Origin of the sequence: Actinoplanes sp. CA-252034 (assembly GCF_050956125.1) — a bacterium.
GTDB lineage: Bacteria > Actinomycetota > Actinomycetes > Mycobacteriales > Micromonosporaceae > Actinoplanes.
Window position 1 is genome coordinate 2832421 of record NZ_CP191846.1, and the last position, 24431, is coordinate 2856851.

The window sequence follows — 24431 nt, forward strand, 5'->3', positions numbered from 1 at the left end:
GATCAGATCCCGAAGAAGCCGGCCGGGACGTAGAGGCCCTGCCGATCGGCGCGGACCGCCGCCGCGGTGCGTGACTCCGCCCCCAGCTTCAGCATGATGTGCTCCAGGTGCCCGACCGCCGTCCGGGCGGTGATCCGCAGGGCGCCCGCGATCCCCGCGTTGCTGCGGCCCTCCACCAGCAGCCCGAGCACCTGCAGCTCGCGGGGGGTCAGGCCGTACGTCTCCGGCGGCGGCCCGATCAGCACCATGGCCCGGTGGTGTCCGGGCGGCTCCGGCGGGCAGGCCAGCACCGTCACCTGGAGCAGGGTGCCGCGCCCGGACGGGTCCTCGCCCGGCACCAGGAACCGCGCCCACGCGCGGCCCGGCGTCAGCAGCGATCCGACCAGGAGCAGCGTCGCCGAGTCCACACCGAGCTCGGCCACGCCCGGCAGTCCCGGCAGCTCCTCGGTGCGCCCCGCGCGGGTCAGCACCACGCCGGCCCGCGCGTCGGACACCATCCCGGCCAGTGTGGTCAGCGTGCGCAGCGGGTCGACCACGTGCGCGATCAGCGGCGTGAGCGCGACCAGGAGATCCAGCGACTCGTCGCTCAGCGGCTCCGCCGACTCGGTGTGCGAGCCGAGCAGACCCAGATAGCGGCCGTCGGCGGTGACGATCGGGATCGACACGCCCTCGGCCAGCCCCGACGGCTCGAAGTAGTCGACCCACACCGGTAGCTCGGAGACGTGCACCGGAGAGTCGACCACCCGGATCGGGCGCCGGCCCCGGTGCATGCCGACCCGCTCCACCTCGGTCATGAACGCGGGCGACGCCAGATAGCCGCCCACCCGGTGCGGGTAGCCGACCGTGGTGACCGGCTGCTGCAGCCACCGCTCCGGATCGAGCAGGCTGACCCAGGCCGCGTCGTGTCGCAGCACCGGGCGCAGCGCCTCGATCAGCGCCTCGGCCCGCTGCCGTACGCCGGCCCGTGTCGCCGCGATCCCGAGGATCTCGGCCGTGATCCGCCCACCGGCGGGAGGTAGGCCCACCCGTCCATCATGTGTCGCCCGGCCGGCCCCGGACAGGCTCCCCCGGGGTCGGCCGATCAGCCGGTGCGCGTCGCCGCACCGGCCGGGTGCCCGAGGAACGTGGTGATGCCGCAGAGCCGCAGGATGACGTCGACCGACGGGTGGGCGGCCACGATCCGTACCCGATCGGGGCCGGCGGCCACCTCGAGCGCGTGCAGGGCCCGCAGCCCCGCGTGGTCACAGAACTCGATCCCGGACAGGTTGAGCCGCAGCATCTCGAACTCGTCCTCGCCCAGCAGGCCGCCGATCGTGCGCAGCATCGGCGAGGCGGTCCGGATGTCCAGCTCACCGGAGACCCCGACGAGCAGCTCGCCGCGGCCGGTCCGTTCCACGGTCACGGTGAGGTCCACCATGTGGTCTTGCACGCGCCCTCCCCACCCCGTTGTTGCCCTGCCGGCGACGCTACCGAGAGCGACCGGCCCGGTACATCGGAAGAAACTCCCATCCACCACCGGTCGCACGGCGCGCGCGAGCGCCGTCAGGAGGAGGTCGCCCGGCGGCCACCCGATGCCGCCGGGCGCTGTTTCCGGAGCGGCGGCACGTACCCCGCTTGCCGGTGGGTAAGACCATAGGACGAGCGAGTCCGCGAGGTGAGGAGAGACCGGTGTTCCTGTTGTTCGGATTGCGAAGCAAGGACCATCCGATGGGTGCCCGGGTGATGAACTGCGAGATCTGCGGCTGGCAGGCGCCCCAGCACCTGCTGCGCCGGACCACGAGGTTCACCCTGTTCTTCATCCCGCTGTTCCCGGTGAAGCCGGCGAGCTACTACATGGTCTGCGGCCACTGCCAGGGCTTCCGCAAGGCCGACCCGCGCCTGGTCGCCGCCTGACCCGCGGCCGGCGGGCATATTCACGGGCCGGGCGGGTAGCCGGGTGTCAACCGAACGCACCCACCTCCGGGGAGGCAACCGTGACGAGCCCGCAGAACGGCGGGGACGTGATCGACGTCCTCGTCAACGACCACCGTGATGTCACCGCCCTGATCGGCGAGATCTGGGCGGTGGCCGACCCGATGATCCGGCGTGATCTCACCGACACCGCGATCAGCGAGTTGGTGCGCCACGCCGTGGCCGAGGAGATGTACGTCTACCCGGTGATGCGCAAGTACCTCGACGACGGTGACAAGGCCGTCGAGCACGACATCGAGGAGCACAAGGAGCTCGAGGAGACGATGAAGCGGCTGGAGGACCTGGACGTCTCCGGCCTCGAGTTCGACCTCGCGCTGCGCAAGCTCGAGGAGCTGCTGACCGACCACGTGCACGACGAGGAGGACGAGCAGTTCCCCAAGCTGCGCCGTGTGGTGCCGCACGAGGAGCTGGTCGAGCTGGCCGGCAAGGTGCAGACCGCCAAGAAGCTGGCGCCGACCCGTCCGCATCCGGGCGCGCCGAACAGCGAGCTCTTCCACAAGCTGGTCGGCCCCGGGGTGGGCCTGGTGGACCGGCTGCGCGACAAGCTGAGCGGCCGCGCCACCAAGTGACCGGTCAGGCCGGCTGAATCCAGTCGAAGGTGCGCTCCACCGCGCGGCGCCAGTTGGCGTACTCGGTGGAGCGCACCGCCGGGTCCATGGCCGGCATCCACTGGCCGGCGATGTGCCAGTTGCGGCGCAGGCCGTCGAGGTCGGGCCAGTAGCCGACGGCCAGGCCGGCCGCGTAGGCGGCGCCCAGCGACACCGTCTCCACGGCGAGCGGGCGGACCAGCGGCACGTCCAGCACGTCGGCGATCATCTGCATGAGCAGGTTGTCGGCGGTCATCCCGCCGTCCACCTTCAGCGTCGTCAGGGTGAGGCCGGAGTTGGCGTTCATCGCGTCGACCACCTCGCGGGTCTGCCAGGCGGTCGCCTCCAGCACCGCGCGGGCCAGGTGACCCTTGGTGATGTACGAGGTCAGGCCCACGATGACACCACGCGCCTCACTGCGCCAGTAGGGGGCGTAGAGCCCGGAGAACGCCGGGACGATGTAGCAGCCGCCGTTGTCGGCCACGGTCCGCGCCAGGGTCTCGATCTCGGGCGCGCTGGAGATCAGCTCCAGCTGGTCGCGGAACCACTGGACCAGCGAGCCGGTGATCGCGATCGAGCCCTCCAGCGCGTAGACGGCCCGTTCGCCGGCGATCTGGTAGGCGACCGTGCTGAGCAGCCCGTTGTCGGAGCGGACGAGGTCGGTGCCGGTGTTCAGGAGCAGGAAGCTGCCGGTGCCGTACGTGCACTTGGCCTCGCCCGGGGTGAAGCAGGTCTGCCCGAAGAGGGCCGCCTGCTGGTCGCCGAGGGCGGCGCCGATCCGTACCCCCGGGAATCCCTCCGACGCGGTGCCGAAGCCGCCGATGGACGGCCGCACCGCCGGCAGCATCGCGCGGGGGATGCCGAAGAAGTCGAGCGCCCGCGGGGACCAGTCGAGGGACCGCACGTCCAGGAGCATGGTGCGGCTGGCATTGGTGACGTCGGTGACGTGCTGGGTGCGGCCGGTCAGGTTCCAGATCAGCCAGGTCTCCATCGTGCCGCAGAGCACCTCGCCGCGTTCGGCACGGTCCTGGAGCCCGGGGGTGTGGTCGAGCATCCACCGCAACCGTGGACCGGAGAAGTACGTCGCCAACGGCAGGCCCGAGATCGCGGAGATCTCCGAGGACCCGGGGGTGTCGATCAGCGTGTGCACCAGACCGTCGGTCCGAGTGTCCTGCCAGATGATGGCCCGGCCCACCGGAGCCCCGGTGAGGCGATCCCAGATGACCGTCGTCTCGCGCTGATTGGCGATGCCGACCGCGGCCACCTGATCGAGGCTGATCCCGGCCCGTGAGAGGACCCGGGGCGCGAGGCGCTCCACATTGCGCCAGATCTCCATGGCGTCGTGCTCCACCCAGCCCGGCCGGGGAAAATACTGCTTGTGCTCCTGCTGGGCGAGCGAGACGAGCTGCCCGCGACGGTCGAAGACGATGCACCGGGTGGACGTGGTGCCCTGGTCGATGGCGACGACGTATCTGTCGGTCATCGGGACACCTCCAGGGAGGTCATCGGGACACCTTCAGGGAGGTCATGGGGACACCTTCAGGGAGGTCATCTGGTGGCCCCCAGGTCGCGGGAGATCGCGCGGGCGGCGTCGCGGACGAAGCCGACGAGGTGCGGCCGGGGCCGGTAGCGGCTGTCGCAGACCCGGTCGACCGGGCCGGAGATGCCGATCGCGCCGACCACCAGCCCCCGTAGCCACGGATCGGCGCCGCCACGGCCGCCTGCCCGAGCAGGAGCTCCTCGACCTCACCGGCCCAGCCGGCGTCGCGTACCCCCTCGAGGGCGGTGGCGAGCGCACGCGGATCGGTGAGGGTGAGCCGGGTGAAGGTCTCCAGGTCGGGCACCGGGCCACCGGCCCGGTAGGCCAGCAGGACCTTGCCGAGCGCGGTGGCGTGCAGCGGCAGCAGGGCGCCCACATCGAGGGTCTGGAACGTGTCGTCGGGCCGGAACACGTGGTGCACGACGAGGACCCGGCCCTCCAGGACGGTGCCGATCCGGACGGCCTCCCCGCTGCGGGCGGCGAGCGGGTCGGCCCAGTTGATCGAACGGGAACGCAGCTCGTTGATGTCGAGGTAGCTGGTGCCCAGGTGCAGCAGGGCGCCACCGAGCTGGTACCGCCCGGAGACCCGGTCCTGCTCGACGAACCCGACCAGCTGCAGGGTGCGCAGGATGCCGTGGGTGGTGCCCTTGGCCAGGTCCAGCGTGCGGGCGATCTCGGTGAGCCCGAGACGGCCCGGGCCACCGGCGAGCGTCCGCAGGATCGCGGCCGCTCGCTCGATGGACTGCACCGTCCCGGGCATGTTTCGGACTCTATGCCACTGTGTGACGACTCGCAGTGGTCGATGTTCGACAATGCCGACCGGTGTTCATTGCCCCCTCCCGGACCCCTTCATAGCGTCCAGGGCATCTAGCAGAGGAGGGAGCATGGCTACACGATTCAAGACTCCAGGACTCGCCGGGGAGCTCGCGGCGGAGTTCGCCGGCACCATGATTCTCATTCTTTTCGGCGTGGGGGTGGTGGCGCAGGTCGCCGCCGCCGGCATCGGGGACCACGACAGCATCGCCTGGGCCTGGGGCCTGGGCGTGACACTCGGCGTCTACGTCGCGGCGCGGATCAGCGGCGCGCATCTGAACCCGGCGGTGACCATCGCGCTCGCCGTCTTCAAGGGCTTCTCCTGGCGGAAGGTGGCGCCCTACGCGATCGCACAGACTCTCGGCGCGTTCGTGGCCGCGCTGCTGGTGCGCTGGAACTACACCGAGGTGCTGCGCGCCGCCGACCCGGACCTGACGATCAAGACGCAGGGCGTCTTCTCGACGCTTCCCGGCAACGGGACGCTCCCGGTGAGCGAATGGGGCGCTTTCCGGGACCAGATCATCGGTACGGCCATCCTGCTCTTCGTCATCCTGGCGCTGTCCGACATGGCCAACAATCCACCGGCCGCCAACCTGGGCCCGGTCGTGGTCGGCCTGCTCGTGGTCGCGATCGGCATGGCCTGGGGCACCAACGCCGGCTACGCGATCAACCCGGCCCGTGACTTCGGCCCACGACTCGCCAGCTTCCTGACCGGCTACGGGGGCGCGTTCCGCGACCAGACGGGGTATCTCTACTTCTGGATCCCGATCGTCGGGCCGATCGTCGGTGGCATCGTGGGCGCCGGGCTGTACCAGACTCTGATCGGACGCTTCCTGCCGTCGGCCGAGCCGCCGGAGGTGGGACGTGCCCCGACACCGAGAGACGAGGCAGAAGTGGAGGCGACCCGTGGCTGACTTCGTGGGCGCAGTGGACCAGGGGACCACCAGCACCCGATTCATGATCTTCGACCATGGCGGCAACGAGGTGGCCCGGCACCAGTTGGAGCACGAGCAGATCCTGCCGCGGGCCGGCTGGGTCGAGCACAACCCGATCGAGATCTGGGACCGGACCGTCACCGTCGTGCGGACGGCGATGCAGAAGGCCAACCTGTCGGCGAGTGACCTGGCCGCGGTCGGGATCACCAACCAGCGGGAGACCACGGTCGTCTGGGACCGGCGGACCGGCCGGCCCTACTACAACGCGATCGTGTGGCAGGACACCCGTACCGACCGGATCGCCTCCGCTCTTGATCGTGATGAGCGTGGCCAGACCATCCGGCGCAAGGCGGGGCTGCCGCCGGCCACCTACTTCTCCGGCGGCAAGATCCAGTGGATTCTGGAGAACGTCGACGGGGTCCGCGAGGCGGCCGAGCGCGGTGACGCCCTCTTCGGCAACACCGACAGCTGGCTGCTGTGGAACATCACCGGCGGCAAGGAGGGCGGCAACCACGTCACCGACGTGACCAACGCCAGCCGGACGATGCTGATGAACCTGGAGACCCTCGACTGGGACGACGAGTTGCTGTCGTTCTTCGACATCCCGAGGCGGATGCTTCCGGAGATTCGGCCGTCGTCGGACCCGAACGGCTACGGCACCGCGCACATCAGCGGCCCGATCGGCGGCGACGTCCCGCTCACCGGCGACCTCGGCGACCAGCAGGCGGCCACCGTCGGGCAGGTGTGCTTCAGCCCCGGCGAGGCCAAGAACACCTACGGCACCGGCAACTTCATGCTCCTCAACACCGGGACCAACCTGGTGCGCTCGGAGAACGGGCTGCTCACCACGGTCTGCTACAAGTTCGGCGACGCGGCGCCGGTCTACGCCCTGGAGGGCTCGATCGCGGTCACCGGCTCGGCCGTGCAGTGGCTGCGCGACCAGTTGCACATCATCAACTCGGCGGCGGAGAGCGAGTCCCTGGCCGCCCGGGTCGAGGACAACGGGGGCGTCTACTTCGTCCCGGCGTTCTCCGGCCTGTTCGCGCCCTACTGGCGCTCGGACGCCCGCGGCGCGATCGTCGGCCTGTCCCGGTTCAACACCGACGCGCACATCGCCCGGGCCACCCTGGAGTCGATCTGCTACCAGACCCGGGACGTCGTCGACGCGATGGCCCAGGACTCCGGTGTCACCCTGGACGTGCTGAAGGTCGACGGCGGCATCACCGTCAACAACCTGTGCATGCAGATCCAGGCCGATGTGCTCGGTGTGCCGGTCAGCCGGCCGGTCGTCGCCGAGACCACCGCCCTGGGCGCGGCCTACGCCGCCGGTCTCGCGGTCGGCTTCTGGAAGAACACCGACGAGCTGCGGGAGAACTGGAACGAGTCGCAGCGCTGGCAGCCCACCTGGTCGGGGGAACAGCGCGAAGACGGTTACGGGAAGTGGAAGAAGGCGGTGCAGCGGACCCTCGACTGGGTGGACGTGGACTGATCATGACTGCTCTTTCGCCTGCCTACCGGGACGCCGCCCTCGAAGCGCTGTCCGCGACCGAGGTCGACGTGCTGGTGATCGGCGGGGGAGTGGTGGGGGCGGGGTGCGCGCTCGACGCGGTCACACGGGGACTGACCGTGGGGCTCGTCGAGGCGCGCGACCTCGCCTCCGGCACGTCCAGCCGGTCCAGCAAACTCATCCACGGGGGTCTGCGCTATCTGGAGATGCTGGACTTCGGGCTGGTGCGCGAGGCGCTGCGGGAACGGGGGCTCATCCTGCAGCGGCTCGCGCCGCACCTGGCCCGGCCGGTCCGGTTCCTCTACCCGCTCAAGCACCGCGCCTGGGAGCGGGTCTACGCGGGCGCCGGCGTCACCCTCTACGACACGATGGCCCTGTCCGGATCGCTTCCCCGGCACCGGCATCTCACCCGTCGCGGTGCGCTGCGCGCCTGCCCCGCGCTGCGCCGGGACTCGCTGGTCGGGGCCCTGCAGTACTACGACGCGCAGGTGGACGACGCCCGGCACACCATGTTCCTGGCCAGGACCGCGGCCTCCCACGGAGCCCACGTCGCGACGCGGGCCGAGGTGGTCGGTTTCCTCCGGGAGGGCGAGAGGGTCACGGGGGTACGGGTACACGACCTCGAACACGACCGGACGTACGAGATCCGCGCCCACCAGGTGATCAACGCGACCGGGGTGTGGACCGACGACACCCAGTCCCTGGTCGGGTCGCGCGGCCAGTTCCACGTCCGCGCCTCCAAGGGCATCCACCTGGTCGTGCCCCGGGACCGCATCCACTCGTCGACCGGCCTGATCCTGCGGACCGAGCGCAGCGTGCTGTTCGTGATCCCGTGGGGCCGGCACTGGATCGTCGGCACCACCGACACCGACTGGTCCCTGGACAAGGCACATCCGGCCGCGTCCGCGAAGGACATCGACTACCTGCTCACCGAGGTCAACAAGGTGCTGGCCCGGCCGTTGGAGCGGGCCGACGTGGAGGGCGTCTACGCGGGTCTGCGGCCGCTGCTGTCCGGCGAGTCCGAGTCGACGTCGAAACTGTCCCGGGAGCATTCGGTCAGCAGCCCGGTCCCGGGGCTCGTCGTGGTGGCCGGGGGCAAGTACACCACGTACCGGGTGATGGCGAAGGACGCCGTCGACGCGTGTGTGCACAGCCTGGCCCGCAGTGTGCCGCGCTCGGTCACCGACCGGGTGCCGCTGGTCGGCGCCGACGGCTACCCGGCACTGTGGAACCGCCGGGGCCTGCTGGCCGCCGAGTCGGGCCTGCACGTGGCCCGGGTCGAGCACCTGCTCGGCCGGTACGGCTCGCTGATCCACGAGCTGCTCGACCTGATCCGCGACGATCCCGATCTGGGCCGCCCGATCGAGGGCGCCGACGACTACCTGCGGGCCGAGTTCGTCTACGCGGCCGCCGCCGAGGGCGCCCGGCACCTGGTGGACGTGCTGACCAGGCGTACCCGGATCTCGATCGAGACGTTCGACCGGGGCGTGGTGGCCGCCCCGCACGCCGCCGAGCTGATGGGCCGGGTCCTCGGCTGGACGGAGTCCCAGCGGGAGCGCGAGGTGGAGAACTACCGCCTGCGGGTGGAGGCGGAGCGCGCCTCCCAGGAGCAGCAGGACGACGAGACGGCCGACGCCGCCCGTCTCGGAGCCCCCGATGTGGTCCCGGTCCGCGTCGTCTGACGTTTGGAGGTTGTCTCAACCGTGGTCGGTCCGGGCCGATCACTCAGGGCGCAAGCGTGTTTCCTACCACGGATGGGCCCCGAGATGACGACTCAGTTCAACCCCACCACCCCGTACCCGCAGCAGCCGGCCGGCGCCTACCCGCCCCCGCCGCAGGCGTACCCGTCGGTGCCGCAGTTCAAGGTACCGGGAGTCGGGCCGGTCGTCGCGTTCACCGCGATCTTCGGGTTGTTCGGTGCGATCTCGGCGGCCCGCCGTTCCAGCAAGGCCAGGAATGCCGGATTCCCCACCAACAAGTACTGGGTCACGTTCGGCATCACACTCGCGGTGGTGTGGGCGGTCGGCGGCATCATCGGGGCCATGACCTCGATGGGCGCGGCGAAGTCCGCCACCCAGCCGGTCACCGCCGCCCCGGCCGCGGCCGCGAGCGCTCCGGCGGCGAGCGCCCCGGCCGTGCCGGCCAAGGAGGTGGTGGCCGTCGTCGAGCCCACCGAGGAGTCCGCCGTTGAGGTGGACGCGCTCGACGCGGCGTGGCTGCAGGAGAGCATCACCGAGAGCGGCAACTTCCGGAACGCCGACGGCTCGGACGCCGAGGTCGACTCGGCCACCTGCTCGGCCGTCGACGTCGACGAGGCGGGCGCCGGTTCCTACCAGTGCGTCATCGACTTCGTCTCCGGCGAGCGGCAGAGTCAGAACATCATCGTGGACCCGTCGGGGGCCTGGGTCACCAACGCCTGACCCGTCGGCTCGCCCTCGCTCAGGCCAGCAACTGGTGGACCGTACCGGCCGGGTCTCCGCTCCAATCGGCGAGGGTGCCGAGCGGGCCGCGCAGGGCCTGGCCGGCATGGTCGAGCGCACCGGAGGCGGCGAGCACGAGCGTCAGGCGCTCCAGGGTGCCGCCGAGCCGCCGCCGGTCGGGGTCCGCTTCGAGCAGCATGATCTCGGCCTCGCCGAGGTCCCGGTGCGCCTTGGCGGCGGTCTCGTCGGGCAGCGGCAGGACGGCCAGGACGTCGCGGATCCGGTGGAGCTCGGCCACCAGCCAGCCGGTCGTCCGGATGTGCTGGTTCGTAGCGTTCGACATGCTTCTCCTCATTTCGTCCGTCCGGCCGGTCCGCGCCCAGTATATGGACAAAACGGGCGAAAGGCGGCCGTTCGCCGGTTCCCGGAAGTGAAGAGGCTCCGGCCCATGAGAAAGCCCCGGCGGAGAACCGCCGGGGCTTCGTCGGGTGTGGCCGTCAGAGGGTGGCCAGTCTCCTGTGGAACGTCCTGGTCGTGGTCCAGAGCTTGAAGACCAGCAGCGACTCGAACGCCAGCAGCAGCACGCCGGACACGATGGTCACCACCACGATCTGGTTGATCAGCGGGCCCACGATGAAGACGAACATCATGAACTCGATGCCGCTGAAGACGTGCACCCGGATGCGCTGGCGCAGCAGGAAGTTGCGAATCTGCAGAAAAAGGCCGAACTGCTTGCGGAAGTCACCGTGCACGTCGACCCGGGCCTTCTCCGGGTCGTCCTGCTCCACGACCTCGTCGTCGGTCTCCTCCACGTAGTCGGTCGCCACCACGCCGGTGGCCTCCAGCAGCTTCTCCTTCATGGTCAGCTTCACCTTCTGCATCTGCAGCGCGTTCAGGTAGCGGAACATGTCCAGGAAGATCACCGCGGTGGCCAGCCACAGGTAGACGGTGTTGCCCGTCAGGTGCCACTGCCCGCCGAACATGGCCAGCGCGCACGTCATCACCCGCAGCCGGTCGAAGACGTAGTCCAGCCAACTGCCGAAGATCGAGCCGGTCCCGTTCAGCCGGGCGATCTTGCCGTCCATGCAGTCGAGCACGAAAGCCAGATGGAAGAGGACCGCGCCGGCCACCAGCCACGGGTACTCACCCTGCCAGAAGCAGGCCGCGGCACCCAGGCCCACCACGAACGCCGCCAGCGACAGGAAGTTCGGCGTAGCCCATTTCCACGGCGCCACCAGCCGCACCAGCGGACCGGCCAGTGGATCCACCAGCCACACGGTCCACCAGGCATCCCGGCGTTTATAGGTGCGCTCGCGGACTTCCGCGAGCGATGGGCGCTGCGCCATCGTTATAACTCCTCGAGGTGTAACAGCGCGGGGGTGTGCCGGTGAATGACACATGCACGTAAGGGGGCCCCCGCCTTGCCCGGAATTCAACACCGGGACGTCAAGGATCACCAGTCCTCAAGCCTCGCGGCGGCAGAAGATCACTGCCGCGATGGTCACCACCGCTGCCGCCCAGACCGGTGCGGGCGGCAGCGCGACCTCCGGCAGGTGGGCGCGGACCAGGGGCACGACCATCTCGTACGCCGTGAGCACGACAGCCGTGGCTCCCACCGGATGCCGCATGATCGTCCCCACACCCGCCGCCAGCAGCAGATCCACCAACAGCCCGCCGGTCGCGCCGGCCTCGCCCGCCAGCAGCGCCGCGCCGAGGACCGCCAAGCCACCCACCGGCACCAGCGCGACGATCTTCGCCACCACCAGCAGCGGCCGTCGCGGCACGGCCAGCAGCGTCGCCCGAATCTGCCCGCCACCCTGATACTCGTGACCGGCCGCCAGCACCCCCAGGATCAACACACCCACCTGGGCGTACGGGACCACGCCGCGAGCCGGGTCGGCCAGCCGCACCAGCGCGGTGACCGCCCACGTCAGCGCCACGGTGAGGGCCAGGGACGGCAGAGTGGCCAGCTTGACCACCTCGGCCCGCGCCGCCCCGATCACGATCCGCTTTGTGTCGGTCATGATCCGCTTGTCTCGCTTTGTGTCGGTCACGGCTCGCTTTGTGTCGGTCACGGCTCGCGCCGCTCGAAGATCCACGCGCCCAGTCCGAGTAGCGCGGCCACCCAGGCGGTCATCACCACGCCGGCGGTGAGCGGGGCGATGCGCACGTCACCCACCTCGTTGAGGAACATGTGCGCCCCCACGATGTCCGGCAGGTACGCGGCGAGCGGCGTCACCTTCGTCAGCAGGTAGGACACCGACACCACCGAGATGTTCACGATCAGCACGGTGAGCGTGATGATCCCGTTCCGGAAGATCAGCGTCAGGGCGTACGCGAGCAGGCCCATCAGCACCCAGTAGAGAACCGCGGCCGCGGCCCGGCCCGGTGAGGGGGAGGGCACCAGATCGCCGAGCACCACCCGGGTCAGAGCCAGGGTCGCCACCGCGGTGATCGCCCCCTGCACCGCCACGAGCAGGCTCAGAGCCACGGCCTTCGCCGCGACCAGACGCCCCCGGCGGGGCATCGCCGCCAGGGTGGCCTGCAGCTGCCGGGCCCCCGGCGAGTCCTCCCCGGTCGACGTGTACTCGCTGCTCACCACCACCACACCGAGGATCAGCGCGCCGAGCAGGCCGATGCCCAACGGCTGGAACACCGCGTCCGACGGATCCGCATGGAACCCCTCCTGAATCGCCTTCCGGGTTCCGCGGGCGCTCAGGAGCGCGAGCGCCGGCGCCGCCACGAGCCCCAGCACGAGGCCCACCCAGGCGGTCGGCAGACTCAGCAACTTGCCCAGTTCCGCCCGTACCTGCCTCACCACGCCACCCCCTCGTCGGCGGTCCGGGCCGGTCGTGCCCGCCTCACCACGCCACCCCTTCGTCGGCGGTCCGGGCCAGGAAGGCGTCCTCCAGCGTCGCGTGCTCGCCGACCACCTCGGCCAGCGTCCCATCGGCCACCACCACGCCGTGATCGATGATCACCACGTCGTCGGCGGTCTCGGCCAGCTCACCCATCAGGTGGCTGGAGAGCAGCACGGTCCGCCCGTCGGCGGCGCTGTCGCGCAGGAACGCCCGCATCCACCGGATCCCGGCCGGGTCGAGACCGTTCACCGGCTCGTCCAGGATCAGCACCGGCGGATCCCCGAGCAGTGCGGCGGCCAGCCCCAGCCTGCGGCTCATGCCCAGCGAGTACCGCCCGGCCCGCTTCCCGGCCTCCCCGGCCAGCCCGACCAGCTCCAGAACCTCGTCCACCCGGCCCTTGGGCAGCCCGTTGCTCGCCGCCATCCAGCGCAGATGCGCCCGGGCCGTCCGCGACCGGTGCGCCCCGCTGCCGTCCAGCAGCGCCCCCACCACGGTGAGCGGGCGCGCCAACTCGGCGTACCGCCGACCGTCGACCAGGGCCCGCCCACCCTGCGGCCGGTCCAGCCCGAGCAGCACCCGCAGCGTGGACGTCTTGCCGGCCCCGTTCGGCCCGAGAAACCCGGTGACCCGCCCCGGCCGCGCCGTGAAACTCACCTCATGCAGGATCCGGGCCCGCCCTCGAACCCGGCTCACACCCTCGATCGTGATCATCGCCCCAGTCAAGCCGCGCCCGCCCTGGAACACATCGGACCGTGCTCCGGCTTTCCCGCCCGCCCCTACGACCCAGGTCCGAGCCCCCCGCTTCGCCCTCGTCCCCGGTCAACGCGCTCATCGCAAGGCCTCCGGCGCCTTGCGTCCGGCGCCTTGCGTCCGGCGCCTTGCGTTCGGCGTCTTGCGTTCGGCGTCTTGCGTTCGGCCCTTGCGCCAGGCCTCTTGCGCCCGGCGCCTTGCGCCCGGCGCCTTGCGCCCGGCCCTTGTCTCTTACCCCTCCGGCCCTCGCGCGCGGGCCCTCAACGTCCGGCCCTCGCGCGCGGGCCCTCAACGTCCGGCCCTCGCGCGCGGGCCCCCAACGTCCGGCCCTCGCGCGCGGGCCCCCAACGTCCGGCCCTTGCGTACGGCCTTCGTGTTCCGCTCTTGCATTCGCCATTGCGTCGGACCTTTCGCGTTCGGTCTTCGCGTTCGGTCTTCGGCTGTATGTCTGCCACCGCCGCGCCTCGTCCTGCGCGGCTGACGGACGTCCGTCACGGTGGGTGGTCGGGTCTACGACCCTGGTCGGAGAATTACAGTCTTAGCGGTGAACGTGTTCGAGCGGCCGGCCTGGCGTAGCCGGGCGGTTCCGGTCGTCCTGGTGGTCGTCGCCGTCGTGATCATGGCGATGTGCACGGTCGGTGCGGAGGGGCCGGCGGCCCGTGTGATTCCGGTGCTGATCGGTGGTGGGGCGATCACCGCAGCGGTCTGGGCGGTGCGCCGGTGGCGGGCCGACCGCACGGAGTACGAACGCCGCCTCACCGAGTGGGCGGCCACCGAGGCGGTCCTCGCTGAGCGCCTGCGGATCGCCCGTGACCTGCACGATCTGGTGTCGCACGGACTCGGGTTGATCACCGTGCGGGTGGCCGCCACCCGCTTCGAGCCGGAGCCCGATCAGATGCGGGCGGCGCTCGACGACATCGAGGCCGCCAGCCGGGAGACCACTGCCGAGTTGCGCCGGATGCTGACCGTTCTGCGTGATCCGGCCGCGCCCGGGCCGCGCGCGCCGGTCGAGGGACTGGAAGCGCTGCCGGAGATCGTCCGGTCCGCGCGTGCCACGGGGCTGCGGGTCGATCTCACCAGCGGCGGCCTGGGCGAGGTGACTCCGGGTGTGCAGGTGGCGGTGTGCCGCACGGTCCGTGAAGGACTCGCCAACGCGGCCCGTCACGCGGGACCGGCCGACGTGGGGGTTCGAGTGCGCCGGGACGGCCCTTACGTCGTGGTGAGCGTTTCCGACAGCGGCCCCGTCAGCGGCTGGCGGGCGACTCCGGGCGCGGGTCACGGTCTGGCCGGCCTCCGCGAGCGGGTCGGCAGCCTCGGCGGCACGCTCACCACCGAACGTGTCGACGGCGGTTTCCATCTGGTCGCCCGCATCCCCGACGAGCCCACGTGACGACGCCGCACGCTCTGTGGCGGGCCTCGGGACCGTCGGAACGGGCGCCAGGCAGACCGGAGAGCCCGCCGCGGTCTTGCGCTTGGGGCGGCGTGGTGGAGTGGTGAAGGGGCGTTGCGTGGCATGGGTGGGGTGATGGTGGGCGGTAGCGGCGAAGCCGGGGGCGGCGAGGATGCGGTCGAGGGAGCGGTGGCCGTACCCCTGAGGGTTCTTCTTGTCGACGATCAGCCGCTGCTGCGGCGCAGTCTCGCGGTCGTCATCGGACATCAGCCCGATCTTGAAGTTGTCGGGCAGGCCGGGGACGGCGCCGAGGCGGTGGTGCGGGCCCGGGCCACCCGCCCCGATGTGGTGTTGATGGACGTGCGGATGCCCGGCCTGGACGGGCTGACCGCGACCCGCCGGATCTGCGCCGACCCGATGCTGACCGGCACCCGTGTGCTGGTGCTGAGCATGTTCGAGCTGGACGAGTACGTGTATGAGGCGCTGCAGGCCGGCGCGTCCGGGTTCCTGCTGAAGGACGCCCGCCCGGAGGACCTGGTCGACGCGGTGCGGCGGACGTGCCGGGGGAGTCGCTGTTCGCGCCGTCGATCCTGACGCGGCTGGTCGCCCACTATGTGGCCGCGCCCCGGCCGGAACGTCCGGCCGGGGCGCTGCGACGGCTCACTCCGCGCGAGGTGGAGGTTCTCGCGCTGATCGGAAACGGTCTCGCCAATGATGAGATCGCTGCCGCCCTGGTGATCTCGGTGAAGACGGTGAAGACGCACATCACGCATCTGCTCGCGAAACTGTCCGCCCGCGATCGTGCTCAGCTGGTGATCGCCGCCTTCAACGCCGGACTGGTTCGTCCGCGCTGAGAGGTCCTACGGGCATTGCTGCCAGACGACCCGATAGATGGTGTCGAGATTGAGGTCGGACGAGTCCATCGTGATGAAACTGGTGGTGGTCTTGTTCGACCAGCCGCGGTTGACCTTCAGTTCGGTGTTGATGTTCAGATAGCGCGAGGAACCGCACGGCAGCCAGGTGACCGCCTCCACCTCCACCTCGTCGGTGACCTGCCACGAGTCGTCCATGAATCCGTTGAACTGGTACTTGCTGACGCCGGTCTTGGACATGCCCTGGAAGTAGTAGAACGCCGTCTCGGACGCGGTGGCGCCCTCCTCCAGCCGGGCGTATCCGCGGTAGTCGGCGCGCGCGATCCCGTAGGTGTAGCCGTTGGGGATCCTCACGTTCAGCGCGATCTGGCACTGTTTGCGGTAGTCGAGCGGGCCGGACTGCGGGCCGACCTGGGCGACGAACTTGCTGTACGAGACGGTGAACGCCTTGTTGTCGGGGGAGACGTCGACCGTGGCGCTGCCCTTGGGACAGCCGGATCCGTTCGTCGACACCACCGAGATGGTCATGTCCTCGTCCGGCGGGGAGACGGTATGCGTTGCGGCGGCGGGCGCGCCCAGGGTCGAGAGCAGCATGGTTCCGGCGGCGATCGCGTTCAGCATCGGGTGCCTCCTGAAATGGTGCGCGGGAATGGGTACGGAAATGCGCGCCGCGGACAGACTTCCGTCCGCCGGATGCGCTTGAAGAAACGTACGATTCGCCAGTTGGACAGCGCAGGAGTTAGCACGAGGGAAACGCCTGCCGGTGGGGGTCGGAACGCCTAATCTGCCCGTCCGGGCGCACGCGGCCCGGCTTTCTGGGCAGACTTTGGCAAACCCGGCACGGATCGATCGGATCAATGCTAGGAGCCTCGACAGCGGACCGTGCCGATGTCACGGTGAGGGCATGACTGACATCGACCCCGCGGAAGAGAACAAGAGACGGTTCCTCGATGCGTTCGGCCGGTTCGCGGCCGGGGAGATCGAGGTGCTCCGGGAGATCATCCGAGAGGATTTCGTCTCGCACACCGTCGGCGCCCCACCCGGGCGGGACGCCTGGATCGAGTTCATCGTCAACTCGCCGATCGCGAGCGCGCAGATCGAGATCCAGCACGTCATCGCGGACGCCGAGTTCGTGGTGGCGCACTACACCCTGATTCCGGCCGAGGGGCCGAACGAGGACGTCGTCGACATCTGGCGCTTCGTGGACGGCCTGATCGTGGAGCACTGGGACGTGAGCCGGCCGGTCGCCTGACGGGTGGCGGGCCCCACCCGGGGCCCGTCCCCTATATATCCTATGTGTTTGATGGGTTATGATGACCGCATCAACGATGGGAGACATCATGACGACCGTGCATGACCTGCGGCGGGTCGACGGCGAGGCGTTCCGGCAGCTTCTCGACCGCAACGCGATCTGGAAGCGGATGGTGACGGTGGGCGACCGGCTGCCGATCCAGCCGCTCTACGAGGTCGACCTCGGGCCGATCCACCTCGACCGGCTCCTCGACACCGGCCCCCTGGTGCTGGTGTTCATCCGCTACGCCGGTTCGGCCTGGTGCGAGGACCTGCTCCGGTCCTACGCGACCGACCTGGAGCCCGCCCTCACCGACCTCGGCGCTCATCTCATCGCGGTCAGCCCGCAGGCCCCCGGCCGCCTCGCCGCCCTCAAGCACCGCGACGAGCTGCCGTTCCTCGTCGCCGCCGACCCGCGTCACGTGCTCATCGACGCGCTGCGGATCGGCTTCACCAGCCCCGGCGCCGACAAGCCGCTCGGCACCGGCCGGTCGGTGCTGCCGTTCGCCTCGACGATCGTCGTCGACCGGGCCGGCCTGGTCCGCTTCGCCGAGGTCCGCCCCAACTGGCTCGACCCGCTGCCGGCCGCCCGGGTCGCCGAGGCGGTTCGCGCGCTCGGGGTCGCATCGACCGCGCCTTCGCCGACGGGCGGCCGGCGCTAAATCGGTCGCGCTGATCGACGACGGGTCCTAGATTCGACGACATGTTCACGCCCGGTCTGCAGCTGCCCCCCGCGGTGGCTCCCGTGCGTGCCGATTCGCGACTCTGACCCCTTCCCGTAAGCAGCAGAACCCAGGGGAGGGGTCGCTGCTCCATGCGTGGTTCTGGCGCTGCCCGGCTGGCATCGGGCTCGCGCGTCACCTATCTGCCTCGCATCCAGTGAGGAAAACCCACCATGGCCAAGAGCCAGTTCGTCCGTGACAAGCCGCACCTCAACATCGGCACGATGGGTCACGTCGACCACGGCAAGACGACCCTGACCGCCGCGATCACCAAGGTCCTCGCCGACCGCGACCCGGCCTCCAACCGGTACGTCGCGTTCGAGGGGATCGACAAGGCGCCGGAGGAGGCGCTGCGCGGCATCACCATCACCATCTCCCACGTCGAGTACGAGACCGCGTCCCGCCACTACGCCCACGTCGACATGCCCGGCCACGCCGACTACGTGAAGAACATGATCACCGGTGCGGCGCAGGTGGACGGCGCGATCCTCGTCGTGTCGGCCCAGGACGGGTCGATGCCGCAGACCCGGGAGCACGTGCTGCTGGCCCGGCGGGTCGGTGTGCCGTACCTCGTGGTGGCTCTCAACTTCAGCGACGCCGTCGACGACCCGGAGCTGCTCGACCTGGTCGAGCTGGAGGTCCGTGAGCTGCTGTCGGGCTACGGTTTCCCCGGCGACGAGGTGCCCGTGGTGCGCGTGAGCGCGCTCAAGGCCCTCGAGGGCGACCCGCGCTGGGTCGACTCGATCGCCGAGCTGCTCGACGCGGTGGACGGTTACGTGCCGATCCCGCCGCGGGAGCTGGGCGAGCCGTTCCTGATGCCGATCGAGAACGTGTTGTCGATCAGCGGCCGGGGCACGGTCGTCACCGGCAAGGTCGAGCGTGGTGAGCTTCGCGTGGGCGACCCGGTCGAGGTGGTCGGCCTCGGTGCGGGAGTCGCCAGCGTCGCCACCGGCCTGGAGACGTTCGGCAGGATCCTGGAGTCGGCGCAGGCCGGCGACAACGCCGCCGTCCTGCTCCGCGGGGTCAAGCGCGAGCAGGTGCAGCGCGGCCAGGTCCTTGCCGCGCCGTCCAGCGTGCGGCCCCACCGGGTCTTCACGGCACGGGTGTACGCGCTGACGAGCGCCGAGGGTGGCCGGCACACGCCGTTCGCCGCCGACTACCGTCCGCAGTTCTACTTCCACACGACCGATGTGTCCGGAGGGATGGACCTGGGCGGCCTCGACCTCGTCATGCCCGGCGACACGCTCGACGAGGTGACCGTCACCCTGGGCAAGCCGATCGCCCTGGAGGCCGGCATGGGCTTCGCCGTCCGTGAGGGCAACCGCACGGTCGCGGCCGGCACGGTGCTCGCCGTCCTCGACTGAGCCGGCGCTGAAAGGGTGTGCCCGATCCAGGGCGCACCCTTTCGGGCCGCGGCCGGGCGGTCCGGCGCTCGCGTCGGCATCGGGTGCCCCCTCCGCTCAGCGGACCCCGTGCCGGTCGGTCACCTGCTGGTCGAGCACGGCCCGGACGGCGTGCATGGCGAAGAACAGGTCGGACTTGACCTTCGCGATCGGCACGCCCCGGTCGGCCGCGAGGTCTTCCAGGGAGGCGCCGCCGTAGAAGGTCTGCACGATGAGATCCCGGTTGTCCGGCGTCAGCTCCCGCATCGCCGCGACGATCGTGGTGGCGGGCGGCGGGTCCGCCGGGGGCCGGTCGTCGTGCCCGGCGGGGGCGCGCCGTTCCCCGTCGCGCAGCACGTTACGGGCGGTCAGCATCAGCCACGGCCGGACGCCCAGCGCCCGCCGCGGATGACGTGCCCGCTCGTGGGCCGCCCGGAACAGCGTCTCGTCGACGATCAGGTGGGCGGCCGCCTCGTCGCCACCGGTGTGCCGCAGCACGTAGGCGCGCAGCGCGGGCAGGTGCGGCTCGACCAGCCGCTCGAACGCCTCCGCACGGTGTGGCGCGGCCGTACCGGGCGCCGGCGTGAACAGGTCGGCGTGCCGTGGAAGCCGGCGTCCTGCCGGGTCTCCCCGGAAGCCGGGGCCGGAGCCGGGCGCCGTCCGGTCGGCGGCGTGGCGGCCCATGCCGGACTCCTTTGCGATCGAGGACGCGTGCAGCCGCCCATGATGCTCGACCGGGCTCCTCCGCGAACACGGGGAAAGTACCCGGATCACTACGTGGATCTCACCGGCCGACCCAACTACCGTGCCTCTATGGGTACCGCCACGTCCGCGCGCGGCAGGGCCGGGAACCTCCCCGCCGAGTTGACCAGCTTCGTCGGCCGGCGGCAGGAGGTGACCGGGATCCGGCGCATGCTGTCCACCAGCCGGCTGGTCACGCTGACCGGCCCCGGCGGAGTCGGCAAGACGCGGCTCGCCCAGCGGGTCGGCGCCGACCTGCGCCGCGCCTTCCCCGACGGGGTCTGGTTCGTCGGGCTGGCCGAGCTGCGCGACCCGGACCTCGTCGCGGTCACCGTGGGGGAGACGCTGGGCCTGCACGAGGACATGACCGGCCTGGACCCGGCCGGGCTCGCGCGTTTCCTGGCCGACCGGCAGATGCTGCTGATCCTGGACAACTGCGAGCACCTGGTCGCCGCCTGCGCCGCACTGGCCGAGACACTGCTGCGGTCCTGCCCCGAGCTGCGCGTCATGGTCACCAGCCGGGAGGCGCTGCGCGTCGACGGCGAGGCCAACCTGGCCGTGCAACCCCTGTCGGTGCCCGGCCCCACGGACGCCTGCAACCCCGGTGACCTGCAAAAATACGAGTCAGCGGGGCTTTTCGTCGACCGGGCCACCGCGATTCTGCCCGAGTTCCGGGTCACCGAGGACAACTGCGCCACGATCGTACGGCTGTGCCGGGCCCTCGAAGGCGTGCCGCTGGCGATCGAGCTGGCCGTGGCCCGTCTGCGGGTGCTGTCGCTGGAGCAGATCCTCGATCGGCTGACCGACCGGTACCGGCTGCTCACCACCGGCGCCCGGACCGCGCCCCCGCGGCAGCAGACCCTGCGCGCCCTCATCGACTGGAGCTGGGACCTCTGCTCCGAGGCCGAGCGCATCCTCTGGGCCCGGGTGTCGGTGTTCTCCGGCGGCTTCGAGCTCGACGCCGTCGAGGCGGTCTGCGCCGACGGCCGGCTGCCGGTCGACACGGTCCTGGACGTGCTGGGCTCGCTGGTGGAGAAGTCGGTGCTGATCCGGGCCGGGAACGGCACGGCCCGCTACCGGATCCTCGAGGTGACCCGCGAGTACGGTGCCGCCGAGCTGGTCACGGCCGGTGAGCAGGAGGAGATGGCCCGCCGACACTGCCGCTGGTTCGCCGACCTCGCGGCGCACGCGGACCGGATCTGGGTCGGCCCGCAGCAGACCGCCGTGATGGAGCGGCTGCGCCACGAGCGCGCCAACCTGCGGGTGGCGCTGGAGCACGCGACCACGCAGGGCCCGCCGGAGACCGCGCTGAGGTTCGCCGCCGACCTGCAGAACCACTGGTTCGTCCGGGGCTACTTCTCCGAGGGCCGGCACTGGCTCGATCGGGCCCTGGCGATGCCGGCGCCCCGGCACTGGACGCGGGTGAAGGCTCTGCGGGTCGCCGCGTGGATCGCCGGCATCCAGGGCGACGCGGACCGGGCCGGCCCGCTGCTGGCCGAGGCCGTAGCGCTGGCGGACACCCTGCCGGCGTCGCCGGAGCGGGCGTACCTGCCGCTGATCGAGGGCGTCTTCAAGCTGTGGCCCGGCGACTACGAGCAGGCGCTGCCGCTGCTGGAGCGGGCCCTCGTCGCGTTCCGTGAGCTGAACATCCGCAACGGCGAGCTGTGGACGCTGATCGTCCTGGGCCTGTGCCGGGGTCTCGCCGATGAGCCGTCCAGCGGCTATCCGGATCTGATCGCGGCGATGGATCTGGGCGCGGCCACCGGTGAGGTGTGGTGGCAGTCGTTCGGCCTGTGGGCGCTGAGCGTGCTGCGCTGGCGCGACGGTGACCAGGCGGGCGCCACCGCGGCGGCCAAGGAGTGCCTGGCGGTCGGCAAGGCCGTCGACGGCGAGCAGTTCGCCGTCGGCCTGGGCGTGGAGTCGCTGGCCTGGATCGCCGCCCGCCAGCACCGGGACCAGCGGGCCGCCACGCTGCTCGGGGTCTCCCGGCGGATGTGGCAGGAGATGCACACGTCGCTGGCGCCGTTCCGGGTCCTGCAGACCTGGCACGACGAGGTGGTGGAGCAGGTCCGGTCGCGGCTCGGCACGGACGCGTTCTCGGCGGCCGTCCGGCGCGGCTCCGAGCTCTCCACCGCCGAGGCGATCGCGACGGCGGTGGAGAGACAGCCGCGGGACCGGGCGCCGGAGCCGCAGACCGACGTCGCCGCCGGTCTCCGGCTCACCAGGCGGGAGCGCGAGGTCGCCGGGTTGATCGCCGAGGGGCTGAGCAACCGGGACATCGCGACCCGCCTGGTGGTGGCGCAGCGCACCGCCGAGGGGCACGTGGAGAACCTGCTGAGCAAGCTCGGGTTCACCTCACGGACGCAGGTGGCCGGCTGGCTGGCCGGGCAGAGGCAGTCGCCCCCGGACTGACGGCTCAGCGCAGGCCGGGCACGTCGATGACGATCAACTCGGTGTCGTCGGCACGGCCCGGGATGCGGCCGTCGTTGCCGGGGAAGTTGTTGTCGTTGGCGACCAGCACCCGGTTGCCGCCGAGCGGCAGCACCGACTCGACCGACTGCAGCGGGAACGAGAACAGCTCGCCCACGCCGTACTCGCCGGGCCGGGCCGGGGTGGAGACGCCCTTCGGGTCGGCGATGCGCATCAGGTCGACGGCGGTACGCCGGGGCAGCGTCCCGTCCGTGGCGGCGGAGTCCAGGTCCGTGACGACCAGGCGCTTCACCACCGACTGCGGTCCCATTCCGTTGTCGCGCTCGATCAGCAGCAGCCGCCTGCCGTCGAGCACGGCCGCGTCCCCGACCAGCAGCGACGGGTCGTCGACCAGGAACGTCCAGGTGCGGCCGGTGTAGCGGTTGGCGCGCACGTCGAACTCGTAGACGATCCGGCGGCGCTGGTTCGTGTCGTCGGTGCGGGCGCCCTCCAGGATCGGGTAGAGCGTCCGGCCGTCCCGGCTCGCGGCGAGGGCCTCGAAGCCACGGCTGGCCGGCACGGTCGCGGTCTCGCCGGCGGCCAGGTCCGGCGACTGCGGCGACTTCCCGCCGTCGGGCAGCGGGATCGGCGCCTGCAGCACCTTCCCGGTCCGGTCCACCTTGATCAGGTACGGCCCGAACTCGTCCCCGATCCACAGGTCGCCCCGCGCGTCCCGGGCCAGCGACTCGATGTCGAAGTCGGCGCCGGTCAGCAGCCGGTCCGCCGTGTTCTGGTTGACGATCGGGAACGGCACCTTGCGGTCCGGGTCCCGGAAGCTGATGAACCCGTTGACCTTCACCGTGTGACGCCGGTAGCCGGGCGTGATGTCGTAGGCGCGGAGCAGGAAGTCCGCCGAGTTGTTCTTGGCGCCGAACCCGTTGTCCGGCATGGCGAGCAGCCGGTCGCCGGAGAGCGGCAGCACCGCCGAGAAGCCGGGGACGGGCTGCCCCGGGAACGGCGCGGCGATCCCGTTGACCGGCGTGGTCGACAGCTGGGTGCCGGAGACCGGCCCCGGCTGGTAGGCGGTCGCCGACAGGATGGCCCGGCTCTGCAGGGTCGCCTCGGGCCGGATCGTCACGGCGAGCGTGTAAAGGCGGGTGATCTGGGTGGCGCTGCCGTTGTCGTCGGAGAGCAGGCGCAGCACCCGGCGGCCACCGGGCAGCGTGCCGCCGAGCGTGGCGGCCTCGATGTTGTCGAGCAGCGGGTTCGGCTGCGGCTGCTTGGCGGTGGCACCGGCGGACGGGCAGTTCGCGATGTCGGCGATCAGCCGTTTGCCCAGCCAGGTGCGCGGGTCGGTGACCGTCGACAGCGACGTCACGCCGGTGACGTCCGGGGCGCCGGTCGCCGACACCTGGTAGATCCGGACGGTGTTGCCGACGCCCGCGGTGAAGCCCCGCTCCACCGACAGCAGCCGGTCGCCGCCGAGGGCCACCAGCTCGACCAGGCCGAGGCCCGGGTCGGTGCGGTAGGCGAGCTGCTCAGCGACCGTGTAGGCGCGACCGGCCCGGCCGGTGTACCGGATGATCCGGTTGTTGCCGGCGCCGTCGGCGGAGAGCGCGCCCTCCATGCCCGCGAAGATCACCCGGTGGTCGGGTGTCGCGGTCAGCGCCTCGAAGGTCTGGTTGACGGCGGCCTCACCGGCCGGGGTGACCTGGAACCGGGACGGCACGGGCAGCGCGGCGATCTCCCGTCCGTCGCTGAGCCGGAACCGCCGGATCGAGGGCTCCCTCTCTGAGCTCGCCAGGACGGTCCGGCCGCCCGGTTCGGCGATCAGACCCTCACCGTCGAAATCACTTCCGGTGTACGGCGTACCGTCGGCCCGGGTCAGCAGGGTGATGCCGGTGACCGCGGGTTCGGCCAGGTCGAGCGAGTAGACCCGGGCCGGTGTGGTCCCGATGTTGTCGACCAGCGCCAGTGCGCGGTCGCGGCCGGTGGACGCCAGCGCCGACAGCCCGGCCACCGGGGTGCCCGCGAAGGTCGTCTTGTCGAGCGCGTCGGAGAAGCCGAGCAGCGACGCCTCGGTGGAACAGGCCCGGTCAGGGGAAGGGGGAGTCGCGTGTGCCGGAGCCGCCGGAACCAGGAGGATCACGGCGGCCGCGGACGCGAGAATCGCTTTGTCAGCCACGATCCGCACCATGCGATGCCGGTCCGAACAGGACATGAACACCACGCCGGGCCCGG

Annotated in this window: 22 protein-coding genes and 2 pseudogenes; 12 read left to right on the forward strand and 12 right to left on the reverse strand. The window is 71.1% G+C overall.

What is annotated here, in order from left to right:
* Positions 1-2: 2 nt before the first annotated feature.
* Together ACQPZW_RS12710 and ACQPZW_RS12715 are read right to left on the reverse strand one after the other, a co-directional pair.
* On the reverse strand, positions 3-1025 hold the full coding sequence (locus ACQPZW_RS12710) for a response regulator transcription factor (RefSeq protein WP_433795050.1): 1023 nt from the start codon (positions 1023-1025) through the stop codon (positions 3-5).
* A 56-nt stretch (positions 1026-1081) separates the two neighbouring features.
* Positions 1082-1429, reverse strand: coding sequence for an STAS domain-containing protein (locus ACQPZW_RS12715; protein ID WP_433795051.1), 348 nt, complete (start codon positions 1427-1429; stop codon positions 1082-1084).
* 239 nt (positions 1430-1668) lie between these two features.
* On the opposite strand from ACQPZW_RS12715, the gene ACQPZW_RS12720 reads away from it, so the two are divergent.
* Both ACQPZW_RS12720 and ACQPZW_RS12725 read left to right on the forward strand, forming a co-directional pair.
* Complete coding sequence (locus ACQPZW_RS12720; protein ID WP_433795052.1) at positions 1669-1893, forward strand: zinc ribbon domain-containing protein; 225 nt, start codon at positions 1669-1671, stop codon at positions 1891-1893.
* A gap of 80 nt (positions 1894-1973) precedes the next feature.
* Entirely contained in the window at positions 1974-2540 is a 567-nt protein-coding gene (locus tag ACQPZW_RS12725; protein ID WP_433795053.1) for a hemerythrin domain-containing protein, read from the forward strand.
* Between the two features lie 4 nt (positions 2541-2544).
* Here ACQPZW_RS12725 and glpK (ACQPZW_RS12730) read toward each other — a convergent pair whose 3' ends face one another.
* Together glpK (ACQPZW_RS12730) and ACQPZW_RS12735 are read right to left on the reverse strand one after the other, a co-directional pair.
* Positions 2545-4041 (reverse strand): glycerol kinase GlpK, encoded by a 1497-nt coding sequence (gene glpK, locus ACQPZW_RS12730; protein ID WP_433795054.1) that lies wholly within the window; start codon positions 4039-4041, stop codon positions 2545-2547.
* Between the two features lie 65 nt (positions 4042-4106).
* Positions 4107-4858, reverse strand: a pseudogene (locus tag ACQPZW_RS12735) (IclR family transcriptional regulator).
* A 124-nt stretch (positions 4859-4982) separates the two neighbouring features.
* Between ACQPZW_RS12735 and ACQPZW_RS12740 the strand changes: the two are divergent.
* From ACQPZW_RS12740 to ACQPZW_RS12755, 4 genes are all read left to right on the forward strand, one after another.
* Positions 4983-5825: an MIP/aquaporin family protein gene (locus ACQPZW_RS12740; protein WP_433795055.1), complete on the forward strand. Its 843-nt coding sequence runs from the start codon at positions 4983-4985 to the stop codon at positions 5823-5825.
* On the forward strand, positions 5818-7335 hold the full coding sequence (glpK, locus tag ACQPZW_RS12745; RefSeq protein WP_433795056.1) for a glycerol kinase GlpK: 1518 nt from the start codon (positions 5818-5820) through the stop codon (positions 7333-7335). The genes ACQPZW_RS12740 and glpK (ACQPZW_RS12745) overlap by 8 nt, the downstream gene beginning before the upstream one ends.
* On the forward strand, positions 7332-9035 hold the full coding sequence (locus tag ACQPZW_RS12750; RefSeq protein WP_433797522.1) for a glycerol-3-phosphate dehydrogenase/oxidase: 1704 nt from the start codon (positions 7332-7334) through the stop codon (positions 9033-9035). The genes glpK (ACQPZW_RS12745) and ACQPZW_RS12750 overlap by 4 nt, the downstream gene beginning before the upstream one ends.
* An 84-nt stretch (positions 9036-9119) precedes the next feature.
* Complete coding sequence (locus tag ACQPZW_RS12755; protein ID WP_433795057.1) at positions 9120-9773, forward strand: hypothetical protein; 654 nt, start codon at positions 9120-9122, stop codon at positions 9771-9773.
* Between the two features lie 19 nt (positions 9774-9792).
* Here ACQPZW_RS12755 and ACQPZW_RS12760 read toward each other — a convergent pair whose 3' ends face one another.
* From ACQPZW_RS12760 to ACQPZW_RS12780, 5 genes are all read right to left on the reverse strand, one after another.
* On the reverse strand, positions 9793-10116 hold the full coding sequence (locus ACQPZW_RS12760; RefSeq protein WP_433795058.1) for a hypothetical protein: 324 nt from the start codon (positions 10114-10116) through the stop codon (positions 9793-9795).
* Positions 10117-10270: 154 nt separating this feature from the next.
* A complete protein-coding gene (locus ACQPZW_RS12765) occupies positions 10271-11041 on the reverse strand; it encodes a CDP-alcohol phosphatidyltransferase family protein (RefSeq protein WP_433795059.1) in 771 nt (256 codons plus the stop codon).
* 195 nt (positions 11042-11236) lie between these two features.
* Positions 11237-11797 (reverse strand): hypothetical protein, encoded by a 561-nt coding sequence (locus tag ACQPZW_RS12770; protein ID WP_433795060.1) that lies wholly within the window; start codon positions 11795-11797, stop codon positions 11237-11239.
* Between the two features lie 47 nt (positions 11798-11844).
* Complete coding sequence (locus tag ACQPZW_RS12775) at positions 11845-12591, reverse strand: hypothetical protein (protein ID WP_433795061.1); 747 nt, start codon at positions 12589-12591, stop codon at positions 11845-11847.
* 43 nt (positions 12592-12634) lie between these two features.
* Entirely contained in the window at positions 12635-13345 is a 711-nt protein-coding gene (locus tag ACQPZW_RS12780; protein WP_433795062.1) for an ABC transporter ATP-binding protein, read from the reverse strand.
* Positions 13346-13928: 583 nt separating this feature from the next.
* On the opposite strand from ACQPZW_RS12780, the gene ACQPZW_RS12785 reads away from it, so the two are divergent.
* Both ACQPZW_RS12785 and ACQPZW_RS12790 read left to right on the forward strand, forming a co-directional pair.
* The gene (locus ACQPZW_RS12785) at positions 13929-14774 is read left to right on the forward strand and encodes a sensor histidine kinase (protein ID WP_433795063.1); all 846 of its coding nucleotides are present in this window, start codon (positions 13929-13931) and stop codon (positions 14772-14774) included.
* Positions 14775-14963: 189 nt separating this feature from the next.
* Positions 14964-15628, forward strand: a pseudogene (locus ACQPZW_RS12790) (response regulator).
* Between the two features lie 6 nt (positions 15629-15634).
* Here ACQPZW_RS12790 and ACQPZW_RS12795 read toward each other — a convergent pair.
* Complete coding sequence (locus tag ACQPZW_RS12795; RefSeq protein ID WP_433795064.1) at positions 15635-16267, reverse strand: DUF4360 domain-containing protein; 633 nt, start codon at positions 16265-16267, stop codon at positions 15635-15637.
* Positions 16268-16550: 283 nt separating this feature from the next.
* Between ACQPZW_RS12795 and ACQPZW_RS12800 the strand changes: the two genes are divergently transcribed.
* From ACQPZW_RS12800 to tuf, 3 genes are all read left to right on the forward strand, one after another.
* The gene (locus tag ACQPZW_RS12800) at positions 16551-16898 is read left to right on the forward strand and encodes a nuclear transport factor 2 family protein (protein WP_433795065.1); all 348 of its coding nucleotides are present in this window, start codon (positions 16551-16553) and stop codon (positions 16896-16898) included.
* A gap of 88 nt (positions 16899-16986) precedes the next feature.
* Positions 16987-17598 carry a redoxin domain-containing protein gene (locus ACQPZW_RS12805; protein ID WP_433795067.1) on the forward strand — a complete coding sequence of 204 codons (612 nt, stop codon included), beginning with the start codon at positions 16987-16989 and terminating at the stop codon, positions 17596-17598.
* Between the two features lie 233 nt (positions 17599-17831).
* Positions 17832-19022, forward strand: coding sequence for an elongation factor Tu (gene tuf, locus ACQPZW_RS12810; protein WP_433795068.1), 1191 nt, complete (start codon positions 17832-17834; stop codon positions 19020-19022).
* A 96-nt stretch (positions 19023-19118) separates the two neighbouring features.
* Here tuf and ACQPZW_RS12815 read toward each other — a convergent pair whose 3' ends face one another.
* Positions 19119-19724 carry a hypothetical protein gene (locus ACQPZW_RS12815; RefSeq protein WP_433795069.1) on the reverse strand — a complete coding sequence of 202 codons (606 nt, stop codon included), beginning with the start codon at positions 19722-19724 and terminating at the stop codon, positions 19119-19121.
* 129 nt (positions 19725-19853) lie between these two features.
* Between ACQPZW_RS12815 and ACQPZW_RS12820 the strand changes: the two genes are divergently transcribed.
* Positions 19854-22193: an ATP-binding protein gene (locus tag ACQPZW_RS12820; RefSeq protein WP_433795070.1), complete on the forward strand. Its 2340-nt coding sequence runs from the start codon at positions 19854-19856 to the stop codon at positions 22191-22193.
* Positions 22194-22197: 4 nt separating this feature from the next.
* On the opposite strand, the gene ACQPZW_RS12825 is transcribed toward ACQPZW_RS12820, so the two are convergent.
* On the reverse strand, positions 22198-24375 hold the full coding sequence (locus tag ACQPZW_RS12825) for an esterase-like activity of phytase family protein (protein ID WP_433795071.1): 2178 nt from the start codon (positions 24373-24375) through the stop codon (positions 22198-22200).
* Between the last annotated feature and the right edge of the window lie 56 nt (positions 24376-24431).

Excerpts from the sequence above, each read along its gene's own strand:
- ACQPZW_RS12780 (WP_433795062.1), bottom strand. The coding sequence starts at position 13,345 with ATGATCACGATCGAGGGTGTGAGCCGGGTTCGAGGGCGGGCCCGGATC.
- ACQPZW_RS12740 (WP_433795055.1), top strand. The coding sequence starts at position 4,983 with ATGGCTACACGATTCAAGACTCCAGGACTCGCCGGGGAGCTCGCGGCG.
- ACQPZW_RS12800 (WP_433795065.1), top strand. The coding sequence starts at position 16,551 with ATGACTGACATCGACCCCGCGGAAGAGAACAAGAGACGGTTCCTCGAT.
- ACQPZW_RS12755 (WP_433795057.1), top strand. The coding sequence starts at position 9,120 with ATGACGACTCAGTTCAACCCCACCACCCCGTACCCGCAGCAGCCGGCC.
- ACQPZW_RS12760 (WP_433795058.1), bottom strand. The coding sequence starts at position 10,116 with ATGTCGAACGCTACGAACCAGCACATCCGGACGACCGGCTGGCTGGTG.
- glpK (WP_433795054.1), bottom strand. The coding sequence starts at position 4,041 with ATGACCGACAGATACGTCGTCGCCATCGACCAGGGCACCACGTCCACC.
- ACQPZW_RS12820 (WP_433795070.1), top strand. The coding sequence starts at position 19,854 with ATGGGTACCGCCACGTCCGCGCGCGGCAGGGCCGGGAACCTCCCCGCC.
- ACQPZW_RS12805 (WP_433795067.1), top strand. The coding sequence starts at position 16,987 with ATGACGACCGTGCATGACCTGCGGCGGGTCGACGGCGAGGCGTTCCGG.
- ACQPZW_RS12795 (WP_433795064.1), bottom strand. The coding sequence starts at position 16,267 with ATGCTGAACGCGATCGCCGCCGGAACCATGCTGCTCTCGACCCTGGGC.
- ACQPZW_RS12815 (WP_433795069.1), bottom strand. The coding sequence starts at position 19,724 with ATGGGCCGCCACGCCGCCGACCGGACGGCGCCCGGCTCCGGCCCCGGC.
- tuf (WP_433795068.1), top strand. The coding sequence starts at position 17,832 with ATGGCCAAGAGCCAGTTCGTCCGTGACAAGCCGCACCTCAACATCGGC.
- ACQPZW_RS12770 (WP_433795060.1), bottom strand. The coding sequence starts at position 11,797 with ATGACCGACACAAAGCGGATCGTGATCGGGGCGGCGCGGGCCGAGGTG.